Genomic DNA, 16,413 nt, shown 5'->3' with positions numbered 1-16,413 from the left:
TACTTCCAGTCATCAACAGCTGAAAATTAAAAATGCAGTCTGGGAGACTGCACTTTTAAAACCTATGAAAACCATCCTTATAAATGCATTGTTATGTTCTTCTTACCAGGCCTGCTAATAGCGATAGCACAAACAGGACTATAAAAATGAAGAATATTATTTTCGCAATTGATGCTGCTCCTGCTGCAATTCCACCAAATCCAAGTAATGCTGCAATCAATGCTATAATCAAAAATGTTATCGTCCAGCGAATCATAAAATAAGTTTTAATAGTTTAAAAATTATCTCTTTTAATCACTTTTCAACCGCTGCTTCGTAGTATATAGTTCAAAATTTTGTGCCAGTTTTTTTTAGCCTGAAAAATGACAGGTACCGAATTTTATCGTGTAAGGAATTCTACAATTTGTTAAACCCGTTTAACAAAAATGTAGAAAATTGAAAATCAACGGTGGGATCTGATCGGGAAATAAAGGTGGAAGGTAGCACCCGCTCCAGGCTTTCCCTCCGCAAGAATATATCCTTTGTGATTGACCATTATTTTTTCTGCGAGCGCCAGGCCTACACCTTTCCCGTCCGGGGCTGTCTCTGCAGTCTGCAATCTTTTAAAAAGCTGAAATATCTTTTTACTGAATTCCTGTTCGAAGCCAATACCGTTGTCAGCAACACTTACTTTATAATAACTGGTCTGCAGAATTCCATGCTCATCCTGTTTATTATTATCTGTTACCGTACCTGTTATACTCAATTGAAGATTGCGATCTTCATGAGCATATTTTATGGCATTATCAATAAGCGACTTAAACAGCAACCTCAGCTGAGATCGAAAACCCAATATTGTAACCGACAAATTGATTTTAATATCCGCCTTCTTCAGCACAGGATGATCAATCATGTCGTTCACCGCTTCGTTCACCACAGAAGTAAGATTGAATTCAGTCATGCCTTCGGTGGTTCGTGAAAGCGCCATGTATTGTACAGCCTCCTGTATCAGTTCCTGTATCCTTGTCGCAGCCACCTGTATCCTGTCGATGATCATCTTTCCTTCTGCATCCCCGTGATTTTCAACCAGCCGGGAACTCAGAATTCGTATTTTTCTAAGCGGTTCCTGGAAATCATGTGATGTGATAAAGGTGATCTGCTGAAGTTCTTCATAGGTTTGATTCAGTTCGATAATATTCGCCTGTAAATCCCGCTGGAATCGGGAACGCTGAACAATTTCACGCATAATTAAAGCAAATGTGATCAGCAGGAGAGAAAGTGATACAAGAAAAAGATGTCTGAAATTTTCCGGCGTTTTTGACTCAAGTATGTTTTTACTGCCACTGGTCTTACTTAAAAGGCTATCCTGCTCATCTTCAATCTGCCTTATTAACATATGACAGGTGTCCATCAGGACTTTACCCCGATGCAGGTTACCCCTCAAAATACTATCGCCCTGATCAAATGATTGAAGTGAAAAATGCATTGACTCCATACGCCTGCTGATGTAGCCTCTGAGCTGCGTTACTTTGATCTGGGTGTTGATGTCGTCTTCAGTCAGCTCCTGGATTTTCTCCGTAGCCGGATAAACCTGTTTTGAATAATATATGTACGGTTCGAGAAAACTGCTATCACCCGTAAGTAGAAAACCTCTTTGCCCTGATTCTGCTTCCTTAATAAAATGTTCGAGGCGATTAAGTTCTATAATGATCTTATTGGATTGTTCTTCGCTATGCGACAGTTTGAGTAGTTCGTTTATGCGACGTTGAAATGTTAGTGATAGGATCACCAGCGTCGCCAGTGAAACCACAAAAACTATGATCGCATAAGAGAATTTCGACTTCAAACTTTTGGGAATTTAATACACACTTGTAGATCTATTTCTACATTTTTCAGGGTTTTGCTGGTAATCTTACAGGACGATCCGGGGGAATTGGGAAATAAAATTTACAAAATATCCGCTTAATACGGCTTTTTTAGCGCTCTTTCTTAGAAAAGTGTGGAATTGCAGCGAAATGGTAATGTATTTGTTTTATACATCCTGCAAAATTACCGGCTATGATTAATCAGGTTCAAACTCAAAAGCAGCAGTATAAGATATTACCTCAGCAAATTCAACTTCTTAACTTATTTCATCTGAACAACCTTGAATTGGAACAACGTATCCAGGATGAAATCGATGATAATCCCTTACTGGAAGAAAATGGGGCTACAGATGAGTTGGTCGCCGATAAAACTGCAAAGGATGCAGTCCAGGATTTCCAGAATTGGGACGAATATGGTTATGACGATATTCCGGATTATAAAAAAGAATACGAGAATTATTTGTCAACGGAAAAAATGCCGGACAGACCGCTGGCCGAATCCGTCGATTTCCGTGAAGAACTGAAAAGGCAATTCCGCTTTCTCGATTTTTCTGAGAAAGAAACTATTTATGCGGATTTTCTGATTGACTCGGTTAATGAGCAGGGATTTCTTGAGGGAGATCTTGAAGCTATTGCAAATGAACTTTCTTTTAAATACCAGGCTTGGGTGGAAGAGTCTACATTGTCTCCCATACTCGAGGCTATCCAATCTCTCGAGCCCCGTGGAACTGCCAGCCGAAATCTCCAGGAGTTTTTTCTGATTCAACTCTGCGACAGAGATCAGAGTTGCCCTTTAATTCATAATGCAACTGCGGTTGTGCGTGACTGTTTCTCACATCTCCGCCAGGGAAATATGGAAAGAATAAAAAAAGAACTGGGTATCGATGCAGATGATCTGCAAAGCATACTGAAATTACTTGCATCATTGAGAACCCGCCCGATTGATGAAACAGGTTCATCTTTCCAGAGTAATCATAGTATTATTCCTGATTTTGTAATTACACAGGAAGGTGAACAGATCCAGGTAAATCTGTTTAAATCGAGAGCAGCCAGCCTCTATATAAATCAATCCTGGATCAATATGGTGCAGGATGCTGAACATGATAAAACAAAGGATCAGCATACAAGACAATACCTGCGTGGGAAACTGAATTCTGCACAATGGTTTGTAAATGCACTTCAGCAGCGCGAATCAAATATGCTGAAAGTGATGAAAGCGATTGTGCAATGGCAGTATGATTATTTCCAGGACGGTAATATCAGTCTGTTGAAACCGATGGTATTGAAAAACATTGCAGAAAAAACAAACCTGGATATCTCTACTATTTCCAGGATCACTTCAAACAAATATGCCGATACTCCATTCGGATATATTTCACTGAAGAATCTTTTCTCAGAAGGACTTTCCAATGCGAACGGGGAAATGACAAGTAATAAAGTGATACAAAACAGTATCGAGGAAATCATCAGTATAGAGGATAAGTCGAATCCCTACACTGACCAGCAGATTGTAAAACTGCTGACGGACAAGGGATATGGAATCGCTCGCAGAACAGTTGCTAAATACCGCGAACAACTCAGAATACCTGTTGCGCAGATGCGCGCAATATGGGGATAATTAAAAAAATCTAATCTACTAATATGAATAAACGAATTCTCGTAATAGATGACGACAGGGACATGTGTCTCTTACTCAACAGATTTCTTACAAGGAATCAGTTTCATGTGGATGAAGTATCCACCGGCCGCAAAGCCCTGGCTTATCTTGAAACCTCCGAGACCGATCTCATCCTTTGTGATGTGAGGCTGGATGACATGGATGGAATTACACTACTTGCAAAGATCAAGGAAATGATACCATCAGTTCCCGTGATAATGATTACGGGGTACAGTGACATCCGTACCTCAGTAAAAGCAATGAAGCTGGGCGCATATGATTATGTAACAAAGCCATTGCTTCCTGAAGAAATCCTGATCACGATTCAGAAAGCTTTGAGTCAGCCTGCGCAGGCGAGCACGGTGAAACAAGCAGCACCTGTTTCAGAAATGGAAAACGGAAGAACTCCTCAGCAATCAGCTGTTCATTTTGTGCCAGGCGGACAATCAGCTTCCGGAAATGAAAAATATATATTCGGTAACACGGAATCATTCAAGAAAATTATCCACCAGGTAAAGCTGGTTGCACCTACTAATTACAGTGTAATTATTTACGGTGAAAGTGGTAGTGGTAAAGAAGCTATAGCGAATGAGATCCACAAGCTGAGTAAACGTAATGCAAAACCTTTCGTTGCCATTGACTGCGGTGCACTTTCAAAAGAACTTGCCGGTAGTGAATTGTTTGGTCATGAAAAAGGGGCATTCACCGGTGCATTGAATCAAAAGGTGGGAAGTTTCGAATTGGCTAACGGCGGTACCATATTCCTCGACGAGATCGCCAATCTTTCTTACGAAATACAGGTATCGCTTCTTCGTGTTGTGCAGGAGAGAAAAATGCGTCGTGTGGGTGGAGTGAAGGATATTGAACTGGATGTTCGCATCATCATCGCCAGTAACGAACAATTGTGGGATGCTACACGCACGGGTAAATTCCGCGAAGATCTTTATCACAGGTTCAATGAATTCAGCATCAATGTACCGCCATTACGGGAACGCAGAGAAGACATCATGTTGCTGGCTGAGCATTTCCTCCGCCAGACAAATAGTGAACTCGGCAAACAGGTAAAAGGATTTTCTCCGGATGTAGAAGAAGTGTTTAAGAATTATGTGTGGTACGGTAATCTGCGTGAATTAAAGAATGTAGTAAAGAGAGCGACCCTTCTTACAGAAGGTGAGAAGATTGAATTGTACACACTGCCATTCGAGATTACTCACTTTTCAAAATTACAATTCAATGAAAGCGCCAACCAGAATAGTTCGCCGCATGATGGTGAAGAAAATGGCAATAGTGCCGGCAACTTCAAATTTCGCGAAACATCCCTGCGCAAAGCCACAATCGATGCTGAATACCAGATGATACTGGATGCTTTGAAAGAGGCCAATTACAACAAAAGCAAGGCAGCCAGGATTCTGAATATTGACAGGAAAACACTTTACAATAAGATGAGCCTCTACAAGGAATTAAAAAATACCTAATCTATGATGCATCCCGGGAAAGACGACCATAGCAACCATTTCAAATTACTCCTCGAAGAGGGGCTTGACGGAAATTTGTTTGAAAGAATCACGGATTTTTTCCCGGCGATCATTTATGTATATGATGCAGAAAGAAAACAGTTGGGTTATGTGAACAAACAACTCAAAGAGGTACTTGGTTACAGTATTGAAGATGTGAAGGGATGGGATGGGGATATGTTGAAAATGGTTTTCAAAGACGATGTTGACGCCGTAAAACAGGAACTTTCACATTACGAAGAACTAACGGATGATGCCAGTTATTCTTTTGGCTGTCGGTTCAACAGAAAAGAAGGAGACTTTTTTCATTTTCGGGTAAAAGGAACTGTGCTCAGACGTTCTCCTGATGGCAAACCCGGTTCTATTCTTTTTGTTGCACAGGATATCACCCGCGAAGTGAATTCGGAAGCAGAGGTAAAAGCATCGCTTCAATTAATTGACGATTCTGAAGACCTGCTTAAGTACGGTACGTGGAAACTGGATATCGGGACGGGAAAAATGAAAATGTCCCGGGGGATGTACAAGTTATTGGGGTATCCTGATGAAAAAGAAGTTCCTGAACCTGATCTCGCTCTTTTTCTGAACCATGTTGATAAGGAAGCACTGCCTGATTTGCAGGGGATGTTTGACGACAGCATCATCAGAGGAAAAGAATTTGAACACAGCTACGAAATCACCGGAGAGGATGGAATTACAAAAAGCGTTTCTTCAAAAACGCGCGTTGTAGTTAACGAGGATGGCACAGTTAAATCTGTTCTTGGCATCACCTGGGATGTTACGCGATACTATTCTCTGTATCGTGATCTTTTGCATTATAAAAATATGGTACTCGAGAAAGAGTTGTTCCTTAATAATGGGTCGTGGGAATATGATGTCGCTACGGGAACAATGGAATGGTCTGAAGGAATGTTTCATTTGTTCGGTTATGAGAATACAACAGAGTATTCGGGGCGTAAAGTTGATCGCGCATTTATGAACTCTCATCAGAGTGTTGAAGAGGCAATAAAAAGCAATGAGTCGTGGGAGCATGCACTTGCCACCGATGACTATTTCATCAGAGAAGAAAGGATCGCAACCAGAAGCGGAGAATCTAAACTGATCGAGACTTATGGAAAGATTATCCGGGATAAAAAAGGAGTTGTTGAGAAAGTACTGGGGACCACAAGGGATATCACTAAACTTCGGGAGTACGAACTAAAGCTGGAGCACAAAATAGAAGAATTAGCGAGAAGCAACCGCGACCTCGAAGAGTTTGCCTATGTTGCTTCGCATGATCTCCAGGAACCACTGAGAAAAATTGCCACTTTCTCTGAACGCCTGAGCTCAAGGTTTTCGGAATTGCTGGGGACGGATGGTGGCGTATACCTGGAAAGGATGAAGGGCGCATCAGAAAATATGCGGATCTTGATTGATAATCTTCTTGAATTTTCAAGGACGACCAGGAATGAGCCGTATTTTGAAAAAATTGATTTGAACCAGCCGCTCAATAATGCGTTAAAAGAGCTTGAGTTGAAGATGGAGGAAACAAAGGCGATCGTGATATCGGATAACCTTCCGCAGATACAGGCGGTAAAATCCCAGATGCAGCAGTTGTTCAATAACCTCATTTCAAACGCAGTTAAATTTTCTAAACCTGGGCTTCCCCCGGAAATACAGATTAGATACAGGATACTTCCCGCTGAAGAGAAGAAAAGGTTCAACCTTAATGGGGTAATGAACTACATCGAGCTGAGAGTGCAGGACAACGGTATCGGTTTCGAAAAAGAATATGAAGAAAGGATCTTTAAAATATTTCAACGCTTGCACGGGAAATCGGAATATCCAGGTTCGGGAATAGGTCTTGCCATTTGCAAAAAAATTGTTGACCACCATAAAGGGATTATTTATGCAGAGAGTGAACGTGGAAAAGGATCAAGCTTTATCTTCATCCTACCCGAAAAACAATATAGTTAAATCACCTACTGAAATGCCTTCTGAGAAACCTTCCACGAGGATACTCATCATTGATGATGATGAAGATGACTTTTTTATCACCAGTGAGTATATCAAGAATATACCCGGTCATGAATTTATCATCGATTGGAGTTTTAAATACAGGGAGGCTCTTGATCTTATCAGCTCCCGTAAATATGATCTGTATTTTGTTGACTATCGCCTTGGAGCTAAAACCGGCCTCGACCTGATCAGGGAAGCAAAAACTTTCAATTGTGAAGAGCCGATCATCCTGCTGACAGGAAAGGGTAATCATGAAATCGATATCCAGGCCATGCAGGCAGGTGCTGTTGATTACCTTATTAAACCGGAATTGTCAACTGAAAAACTCGAAAGGAGTATCCGCTATTCGCTGGAAAGGATGATGTCGCTAAAAGCACTTCGCACCAACGAGCGAAAGTTCAGAAGTATTTTTGAAAGATCTAAAGACGCAGTTTTCCTCGCAGACAACGAACTCTATTTTATTGATATCAATTACGCTACTACCGAATTGCTTGGGTATGAGAAAGAGCAGTTGGGTTTTCTGAGTGTATTCGATCTTCTGATCAACAAGACTGATCAGCAAAAAATTCTTGATGACCTGGTGAATACCGGTGACGTTGATGATATGGAAGTGGAGCTGGTGACAAAATCAGGTGAGAAAAAATACTGCATTCTCTCACTGTCACGGGAAACCGATCTGCAGGGTGATAGTTACATACAGGGAATTATTCATGATATAAGTAACCTTAAAAAAGTAGAGAAAGCCAATCTCCAGATCGAAAAACTGGCTATTGCAGGTCGCCTTGTTCGTACCCTTGCACATGAGGTGAGAAATCCGTTGAACAATATCAGTCTTTCTGTACAGCAATTAGGACTGGAACCTTTCTCTGAGCAGGCCAAGGTCTATCTTGAAATCGTTGACAGAAATACACGGAGGATCGGAGATCTGATTTCTGAGCTTCTGGATTTTTCACGACCGGGTGACCTTGTGCAGGTGAAAGCCGCTTTACAAACCATTGTAGATGAAAGCATTTCCGCGGCATTGGATCGTATTACTTTAAAGCAAATCAGTCTTCATGTAAAATATCCGCCGGATCCTGCCTGGATTCATGCTGACGCTTCGAAGTTACAGATCGCTTTGCTGAATATTATTATCAATGCAATTGAAGCAATGCCGGAGAAAACCGGTGTTTTGGAAATTGAAATTATGGCTGAGCCAGGTGGTTACAAAATGATCGTGAGAGATAATGGTGTGGGCATTACAGAAGAAAATCTCCCGCGACTTTTCGAACCTTATTTTACGTCAAAAAGAAACGGACTCGGTTTGGGTCTTGCAACTACACTGATAATTCTGCAGCAACATAAAGCGACTGTAGATGTAAATTCTGTTCCTGGTAAGGGTACTGAGTTCAAAGTGAGCTTTCGCGAATTCTAATATTGTAATAAAGAAAATTAAAAAAGTCCCGGTTGGTTTCGGGACTTTTTTATTGGCTGGGGAGTTTTATTACCCTTTACCGATATATATGGAGTTAAGTGTACTATCGTTAACGGATAACTGCGTTTGCATCTCTGTAACTTCTTACCTGGTTATGTGCAAGTTGTATACCAGCTTTTTGCCTGGTGATGAGGTTAAGAAGAGCAACGGTCATGTCGGCATCAGATTGTAACGCATCTTCATATGCTTCAACTGCAACATCTTCTCCATATTCACAGGAGTCAAGAATAGCCAGTCGATCTGATGATGACAAACTTGTCTTTACATCCATCCATATTCTGTAAATTTTTCCACCGATTGTACTGCTTGTAGCAGGTTCACCACCCAATGCTGCTACCTCATTGGACAGTTCAATATTGTTTTGCCTGCTTTCCTGAATCATTTTACCAAAAATGGCTTTAATATCCATGTCCATTTCGCCTGCTTCACTGATTGCCTTTTCATAACCAGCAATGCGGTCATGATTTGTCTGGATCAGGTCATTTAATACCCTGATCGTTTTTTCATTACTAATCATACCTACACGTTTTACTTGGTGAATATTTATATATCTGATAAAACCATGCCATTTTTTAAAAGATGATGTTGTTAAAAATGTAATTCACATGATCTGAATAACTGCCAGATCACATGTACAGATTCCTGTACATTCTGTTCGTATTTTCAACAGTATTACAAATATGAAGGTTTACAATTGTGCAATTATGTTCGGTTTGAATAGAAAATGTGTATGAATTCTCACTCCTATTTTTGCTGCGACATAAATTTTATTACTAACAAAAAAATTATCGGTTGACATATTTTAAACTTACGCTGGTTGCCTTATTCTGGGGAGGAACGCTGATCGCAACGCGTGTTGCTGCACAGGTGTTTGAGCCATTCTGGGGCGCATCTTTGCGTTATATTCTCGCATTGTTATTTCTTATCCCGCTGGCGCTCCATTTCAACAAAAACTTTTTTAAGATCGGCCTGAAGACGTTTATTCAGGTGTCACTATTAGGTTTCACCGGAATTGCTGCCTACAATTATTTCTTCTTTAAAGGCCTGCAATTGGTTCCTGCGAGTCATGGCGCGCTTTTGATTGCCTTGAACCCGGTTTTAGTAATGTTGCTTTCTGCCTGGTTATATCACGAAAAAATTGGTGGACTAAAAGCGCCAGGAATTATTCTCTCGCTTTGCGGAGTTGTATTTGTGATATCAAGAGGTCATATTACAGGATTATTCAGCCAGTTTGAAAAGGGTGATCTGTATATGTTGTTCTGCCCGATTGCCTGGGCCATTTATACCCTGGCCATTCGAAATGTGATGAAAAAGGTTTCGGCAGTGTCAGCAGCAACCTGGGCAACACTAACAGGTTGTGTTATGTTGTTGATCTTTACGACAACAGAAACATTTCCAAAAGTTGTACCGGGGAAAGTATGGATAGCTCTCGTGTATCTCGCATTGTTCGGAACAGTGCTTGGCTTTATCTGGTATTTTGATGCGATTCAGAAAATCGGAGCTACGAAAGCTGCGGTCTTCAATTACCTGATACCCGTATTTGCTTTACTGCTTTCGGTTGTTATTCTGAAAGAAGATGTTCATTGGTATACATGGATTGGCGCACTGCTCGTAGTAGCGGGGATAGTTTTAATCAACATCCATCCCAGACATATTGCCAAACTAAGCAACAGCTGAACCTTCTTTCTGTTTTTGGGGTATCGTCTTTCCAGGATAAACCTCCAGCGCTTTTTCGAGGCAGTCCATGGCGTCATTGATTGCTTCTTTGTTCAGCACATAAGCCAAACGAACTTCATTTTTACCAAGACCTGGAGTACCATAAAAACCTGTTGCAGGAGCAAGCATCACAGTTTTGTTGTTGTGCGAGAAAGATTCAAGAAGCCATTGACAAAACCGGTCACAATCATCGATCGGTAATCTTGCAATCGCATAGAAAGCGCCACCGGGATTAGGACAAAAAACATCCGGCATAGCGTTCAATCTTTTTACCAGCAAATCTCTGCGGGATAAATATTCAGCTTTGGGTGCATTAAAATAATCAGCAGGCAGATCTACTGCTGCCTCAGCGAGTATCTGTGCAAGACCGGGAGGACTAAGTCTCGCCTGAGCAAATTTCATTGCTGTATCGTATACGGCTTTGTTACGTGTTACCAACGCTCCAATTCTTGCTCCGCAAGCTGAATACCTTTTCGAGATGGTATCCATTAGTAAAACATTTTCTTCCAGCCCATCCAGTTGCATGGCGCTGATAAACTCACCATCGTAACAGAATTCACGATAAGCTTCATCGGAAAAAAGATAGAGGTTATGTTTGAGACATATGGACCTTAACTCTTCCATTTCCTGTCGGCTATATAAGTACCCTGTCGGATTATTGGGATTGCAGATGACAATGCCCTTTGTTTTTGGCGTGATCACTTTTTCAAACTCACTGATGGGGGGTAAGGCAAATCCATTTTCAATATGTGAGGTGATGGGCACCACTTTTACACCGGCCATAATTGCGAAACCATTATAGTTTGCATAAAACGGTTCCGGGATGATTAACTCATCACCAGGATTCAGACAACTCATTAATCCGAAAATGATCGCCTCGCTTCCGCCTGCGGTAATCAGAATCTGGTGGTGGTTAACATTTATGCCTACATGCCTGTAGTATTCTGTCAACTTGCGGCGATAACTTTCATTACCTGCGCTATGACTGTATTCCAGCACAGGAATATCTGCTTTTCGCACAGCATCCATAATCGCCGGTGGTGTTTCAATATCGGGCTGGCCAATATTGAGATGAAAAACTTTAATACCTTTTTTCTTTGCTGCTTCCGCGTAGGGAACCAGTTTTCTGATCGGCGACGGGGGCATCAGTTTGCCCCTTTCTGATATGGATAGCATAAGGCGAAGGTAGGTAAAATAGGCAGAAGGCAGGTGGGGAGGCAGGAGGAAACAGCCGGGGACAGGATAGAAAATATGGAATGCAGGGCAGAAAACTGGAACTGAAAACCGACAACTGGAATAAAAACATAAACAGAGAACATTGAACATAAACAGATATTAGAAACAGTAAACAGAATACTGAAAATTGAAAACGGTGAGAGCAACATCGGGTTAGTTGCGTAGTATTTGTTGTCTGTTGCCTGCAGGCTCCTTGGTTCACTGCCGCTATTTACTGCATCATTTTTCTTATTTTCATAGAAATTGCCTGATATGAAATTTCTTTTTTGTTTGCTCTTTGTTTTTCTGTTTTTCGTTCCGGATTGTTCGGCGCAAACAAAATCACCAAGGTTGATTGTCCGCGGGGATGATATGGGTTTTGCTCATTCGGGAAATGAAGCGATTCAGAAAACCTATCGTGATGGGATCGTAACTTCTGTTGAGATCATCGTTCCTTCACCGTGGTTTCCGGAAGCTGTAAAAATGTTAAATGCATACCCTAAGATCGATGTGGGAATACATATTGCTCTGACCAGCGAATGGGATAATGTGAAATACCGCCCCGTTTCCAACTGCCCAAGTCTTGTTAATGAAGATGGATATTTTTACCCGATGATCTGGCCCAATATTAATTATCCCGGTCAGAATCTTAAAGACAAAGCATTTAAGAACGAGGATATCGAAAAAGAATTAAGAGCGCAGATAGAACTGGCGATAAAAAAGATTCCGCGTATATCTCATATCTCAGCACATATGGGGTGTTATGATATGACCCCTGAAACAAAAGCCATCGCAAAAAAAATTGCTAAAGAATACAAAATTGATATCGACCTGGCTGACTATAATGTCAAGTATGCTCCTTTTGTCGGAGCCCATAAAACATCAGCAGAAAAAAAGCAAAGCTTCATCAAAATGCTGGAAGGTTTGAAAACAGGTGAAACTTACATTTTTGTTGAACATCCTGGATTAGATACGCCCGAGCTTCGTGCAATATCACATATCGGATATGAAAACGTTGCTGAAGACAGACAGGGGGTTACAGACATGTGGACCGATGCCGATGTTAAGGCAGCAATTAAAAAATTGGGCATACAGTTGATCAGTTACGCTGATCTCAGACAAATGTCTAAATAATATTCATCAACGTATTTGTGGAATTAGTTCTGATGTCGTCGTAATCTTCAACTCATTTCTGCCTTCCGATAGAAGTGTAGTCATGCCATTCCAGGTAAAGCTGCCTGGAATGCCTTTAGGAAGGTCTATCATTACGAGAAATTTGTTTCCCGTAAATTGATAGTCTACAACGATCTTACCGGCAGGATGTGGCATTGATCCTTTTGCTGATTTCAATTTTCCAAGATGAGGTTGAATCTTCACTTTTGAAAATCCAGGCGCATCAGAATCTATTCCCAATACGATTCTGAAAAATTCAATATTCGGACTAGCGCCCCACGCATGGCAATCTGATCTTGTCCGATTGATATCAGAAATCTCCGCCCAGGTTGTCATTCCCATCTTTAAATTTTCTCTCCATACATCCAGCCAGTTCATATAGTCATTTCCTTTGCCTGCTTTTGCGAGCGCCTGGTGGATATAGTATTTGAAGTAAATGGTTGCCTCGGCGAGACTTGTATCTGTTGCAATTTTTTCAGCAATTACAGCCGCAGAATCCTTTGAAATTATTCCGCTGAGAATGGCAAGAGCATTGGTGTGTTGTGAGAACAAATCTTTTTCCGGCGTATCAGCAAAAAGCATTTTGTTCTTATCCCAGTATTTTTCTCTGATAGTATTTTGTAAAAGAATTGCGGCCTGGTCATAGTCGTTTGCTATTCCTTCATTACCGAGTTTTTTCTCGAGCTCTGAGGCGAGTTTGTATGCCCACAGGAGTTGTGCATCCAGCATTGCAGAGTTCCCGTTTTTTCCCATCGGTCCGATGCCTCGATACCATCCATGGCTTTCGCACCAGTCAGTAAAGGTCCAATAGGGGAGATCTTTTAATGATCCATCGGTTTGCTGGTACCTGCTGAAAAAAGACAGAAGCTGACGTATACCGGGGATCATTGATTTCACGAATGCGGGATCATTCCTGTAATAGTAATAATCATGAATCATCCCGATCCAGAAAAGTGAAAATGGCGGAATTTCCTGTGCATGCGTGGTAGGGAATCGGCTCAATGTAACGCCTTCGGCTAAACGGGAATGGTCAATCTGGCTGATCGCCTGTCGCGCGAGACGATCATCTCCGGAGTTGTAATAAGAAATCAACGCCTGTATCCTCGTATCTCCAATATACTGAAGCTGTTCGTAGTAGGGGCAGTCCATGTAAGTTTCTGCCGCACACAATCTTGCTGTTCTCCATCCCACATCGAAAATCCGGCTTGCCGAATCATCATTGGTGAAATTAATTGAAGCTTGTCTGGTGAATGGATATCCAGTAAATATTCCATAGAAATCTTCAATGGTGAGAGCGTTATTTTTTGTTTCAATTTCAAACTGGATATAGCGCCAGGTTCTCCAGGCAAGTGTACTGAATTCCTGGTTGTCACTTCCATCGGAAATAACCATGTCTCTTACGCCGACAAATCTTTTTCCTTCTGTTTCATTACGATTGCCTTTTTGATTCTGCGCTTTCCAATTGTTTCCTGCTTCTTGTATGTACAACGCTTCAGCATTACCGATATTGATAGCAGCATCCTTCCCTTTACTGAATTTCAAAACCGGGTATGCATTTGTGAGATGTCCCTGGTCAATAAGAATAGTCGCCTTTGTATGAGCAGGAATACTGAACGATTTTTTTGAAGAAGGAAACTCCCTGGGAACAGTCACATTGGCGGCTCGGACAACAGATTTCATCCGCTCAGGCTTCATCTCCATCGCCGGGATATTCCGCGGAGTAAGCATCCAACCCTCTGACCATTCGAACACACCTTTCGGAAGTCCGTTGGAAAGCTGTCTGCAATTCGTCCAGCCTTGCTCGCTCGTGAACGGATTGGATGCGGAGTTCATATCCACCTTATCCCCGGGACCAGCGACATAAAATGTATATATCAGGTCCGGAGTAAGCGGGCTGTATCTTTTATCCTGGATGCATTGCCAGCTTTTATCAGTGTTGACAATTGACTCTTCTGAAGTGTTTCCCTGCAATATAAAAGCCGTCTGAATGGATACCTGTGCTTCCGGATTTCTGCTCCCAAAATTCCAGACTATCGCGTGGATGGTGTTTTCGCCGTGTTTGAGATTTGCAGCAATGTCTACTGTTTCAAAATTCCAATGATAGATGTCGCTTCTTGCAGGCCCAGTCGATACGAGTTGGTTATTGATAAAAAGCTTATACCTCGAATCTGCAGAAACGTGTATAATAAATGACCCTGGTTTTTGATTGAGGCTAATCTTTTTTCTGAAATGATAAACGTGATAATCACTTCCCGATTCAGATTGAAAACTGATCCAGTACGCACTCCATTTCTTGTTCAGTATATCCGGATGGATAGACTGTGCAGAAAGGGATTGGAGAATTGCAATGACGAAAAATATTATAGGCAGGCATCGTTTCATTGTCGAACAAATTGAACAGGTAAGAATTGACGACCTGCAAAAAAATGCTTTTATGTTTTACCATTTACTGTTTTTTAGAACTTTTTTTAGGGGAGAGGTAAACCTGGAAGCCTAAATTCAATATAATGTTATGTACCCCAGGACTGTGGCTATTTTCTGTTTGATATTGGTACATTAATGATGTTTCAAGTGAAACTGTTTTGTTTAAAAAGTACGCCATTCCAAAAGCTCCCGAGTATTGATACCCATTGTATTTTGTGTCACCATTATCTGATTTGAATGCCGCTAACCGAAGTCCGCCGGCTAATTCTCCGAACAAATTAATTTTCGATGCAGGGGCCAAAAAATAGTACCGTGTAAATATTCCTGGAGTAAACCGGGAAAATGAGTTTTCATCCCAATCCGATATTGACGAGTTAAAATATTTTGAATGTGTAAATGAATAGCCCGTATTTATTCCAACAGCAAATTTGTCCAGAACAAAATAACCTGCCTTAGGTGTAATTGAAATTTCGATAGATCTGTTTTTAAACTGCGTCTCTTCACCAAATTTCTGGAATGCGCCATTGATCTGTCCTCCAATCATCCAGTTGTCTTTTTCCACCTGGCTTTTCCCCTCGTATGATTGCATCAATAAAATAATCAAAAGAACAAGTTTTCCTGGTCTCATATAATTAAGTTGTGTAGGTTATTTTTTATTGGGGAAATAGATCTGTAATCCGATTTCCGCATTGATCTCATTGTATGTGAATCTATCGGAGTAATGAACTTTCAGCCATTTTAAGATCAATTCCAGGCTTAGCGATTTATTCAGAAAAAACACCGGGCCACCTCCAACACCATATTCAAAGCCAGATGTATTTGAACCTTGGTCGAGGTTGAAAGAGTTGCTGTAAAAAATTGCTGGTTCGACGATAAGGTTAACTTTCGCATCAGGCTTAAGAAAATAATACCGCGCAAAGGTTCCCACACGTAAATAGAGAAATTTCGTCTTTTGTTCAGGAGTAACGGGATCAATATAACTTGACTGACTATATGCGCTCGAGAGTTTTAGTCCGACGGCCAGTTTATCCATTATAAAATATCCGGCAGAGGGACTCAGAGAAAATATAAAGCCTTTTGAAGTAGAACCAGCTGATGGGTTACTGTAATCGAAGTCAAATCCGGCAGATCCACCTGCCATCCAGCTTTTCTTTTCAAGCTGTGCGTGAGCTTGTAATGCGGTAATAAAAAAGAGAAGTAATGGCAAAAATGTTTTGCGCATAGATGGTGTTTTTCAGGTTAAAAAAAGTTTTCAGTTTCCGTAAACCAGTAATTTTCAACAGGTAGCTTCGATCAGAATATTTGCTGCATTGTAATTGTTAAAACTAGCAATTCCATTACTTACTGAAACATATTCCAGGAAAAATGTATTCCGATGTAAATTTCAGGTATCGGTTCGAT

At 41.1% G+C, this 16,413-nt stretch carries 13 protein-coding genes; 6 read left to right on the top strand and 7 right to left on the bottom strand.

The genetic code is table 11. The features are described 5' to 3' along the window. Positions 1-91: 91 nt before the first annotated feature. Together P2W82_RS15425 and P2W82_RS15420 are read right to left on the bottom strand one after the other, a co-directional pair. The gene (locus P2W82_RS15425; RefSeq protein ID WP_336516807.1) at positions 92-256 is read right to left on the bottom strand and encodes a DUF1328 family protein; all 165 of its coding nucleotides are present in this window, start codon (positions 254-256) and stop codon (positions 92-94) included. A gap of 186 nt (positions 257-442) precedes the next feature. Then, positions 443-1,825 (bottom strand): sensor histidine kinase, encoded by a 1,383-nt coding sequence (locus tag P2W82_RS15420; RefSeq protein WP_336516806.1) that lies wholly within the window; start codon positions 1,823-1,825, stop codon positions 443-445. A 212-nt stretch (positions 1,826-2,037) separates the two neighbouring features. On the opposite strand from P2W82_RS15420, the gene rpoN reads away from it, so the two are divergent. The 4 genes from rpoN to P2W82_RS15400 are packed head-to-tail and all read left to right on the top strand — an operon-like array spanning position 2,038 to position 8,424. After that, positions 2,038-3,462 carry an RNA polymerase factor sigma-54 gene (gene rpoN, locus P2W82_RS15415; protein WP_336516805.1) on the top strand — a complete coding sequence of 475 codons (1,425 nt, stop codon included), beginning with the start codon at positions 2,038-2,040 and terminating at the stop codon, positions 3,460-3,462. Between the two features lie 23 nt (positions 3,463-3,485). Then, a complete protein-coding gene (locus P2W82_RS15410; RefSeq protein WP_336516804.1) occupies positions 3,486-4,976 on the top strand; it encodes a sigma-54-dependent transcriptional regulator in 1,491 nt (496 codons plus the stop codon). Between the two features lie 3 nt (positions 4,977-4,979). Continuing rightward, complete coding sequence (locus P2W82_RS15405) at positions 4,980-6,968, top strand: PAS domain-containing protein (RefSeq protein WP_336516803.1); 1,989 nt, start codon at positions 4,980-4,982, stop codon at positions 6,966-6,968. 13 nt (positions 6,969-6,981) lie between these two features. Beyond that, entirely contained in the window at positions 6,982-8,424 is a 1,443-nt protein-coding gene (locus P2W82_RS15400) for a hybrid sensor histidine kinase/response regulator (protein WP_336516802.1), read from the top strand. A 109-nt stretch (positions 8,425-8,533) separates the two neighbouring features. Here the strand turns inward: P2W82_RS15400 and P2W82_RS15395 are convergent, their stop codons facing one another. After that, complete coding sequence (locus P2W82_RS15395) at positions 8,534-9,001, bottom strand: ferritin-like domain-containing protein (protein ID WP_336516801.1); 468 nt, start codon at positions 8,999-9,001, stop codon at positions 8,534-8,536. A gap of 275 nt (positions 9,002-9,276) precedes the next feature. Between P2W82_RS15395 and P2W82_RS15390 the strand changes: the two genes are divergently transcribed. After that, positions 9,277-10,161, top strand: coding sequence for a DMT family transporter (locus P2W82_RS15390; RefSeq protein WP_336516800.1), 885 nt, complete (start codon positions 9,277-9,279; stop codon positions 10,159-10,161). On the opposite strand, the gene P2W82_RS15385 is transcribed toward P2W82_RS15390, so the two are convergent. Further along, the gene (locus tag P2W82_RS15385; RefSeq protein ID WP_336516799.1) at positions 10,147-11,376 is read right to left on the bottom strand and encodes a pyridoxal phosphate-dependent aminotransferase; all 1,230 of its coding nucleotides are present in this window, start codon (positions 11,374-11,376) and stop codon (positions 10,147-10,149) included. The two genes, P2W82_RS15390 and P2W82_RS15385, sit on opposite strands and share 15 nt — an antisense overlap. 312 nt (positions 11,377-11,688) lie before the next feature. On the opposite strand from P2W82_RS15385, the gene P2W82_RS15380 reads away from it, so the two are divergent. Continuing rightward, positions 11,689-12,549: a polysaccharide deacetylase family protein gene (locus P2W82_RS15380; protein ID WP_336516798.1), complete on the top strand. Its 861-nt coding sequence runs from the start codon at positions 11,689-11,691 to the stop codon at positions 12,547-12,549. A gap of 6 nt (positions 12,550-12,555) precedes the next feature. Here the strand turns inward: P2W82_RS15380 and P2W82_RS15375 are convergent, their stop codons facing one another. The 3 genes from P2W82_RS15375 to P2W82_RS15365 all read right to left on the bottom strand — a co-directional run bounded on the left by P2W82_RS15375 (position 12,556) and on the right by P2W82_RS15365 (position 16,234). Then, positions 12,556-14,970, bottom strand: a complete 2,415-nt coding sequence (locus P2W82_RS15375) for an alpha-L-rhamnosidase-related protein (protein ID WP_336516797.1) — start codon at positions 14,968-14,970, stop codon at positions 12,556-12,558. Positions 14,971-15,034: 64 nt separating this feature from the next. Next, positions 15,035-15,640 carry a hypothetical protein gene (locus P2W82_RS15370; RefSeq protein WP_336516796.1) on the bottom strand — a complete coding sequence of 202 codons (606 nt, stop codon included), beginning with the start codon at positions 15,638-15,640 and terminating at the stop codon, positions 15,035-15,037. Between the two features lie 18 nt (positions 15,641-15,658). Next, positions 15,659-16,234 (bottom strand): outer membrane beta-barrel protein, encoded by a 576-nt coding sequence (locus P2W82_RS15365; protein WP_336516795.1) that lies wholly within the window; start codon positions 16,232-16,234, stop codon positions 15,659-15,661. Between the last annotated feature and the right edge of the window lie 179 nt (positions 16,235-16,413).

This window comes from Pollutibacter soli (assembly GCA_029269725.1).
Lineage (GTDB): Bacteria > Bacteroidota > Bacteroidia > Chitinophagales > Chitinophagaceae > Pollutibacter > Pollutibacter soli.
Note: the sequence above shows the minus strand (reverse complement) of the source record. Positions and strands in the feature narration are given on the sequence as shown.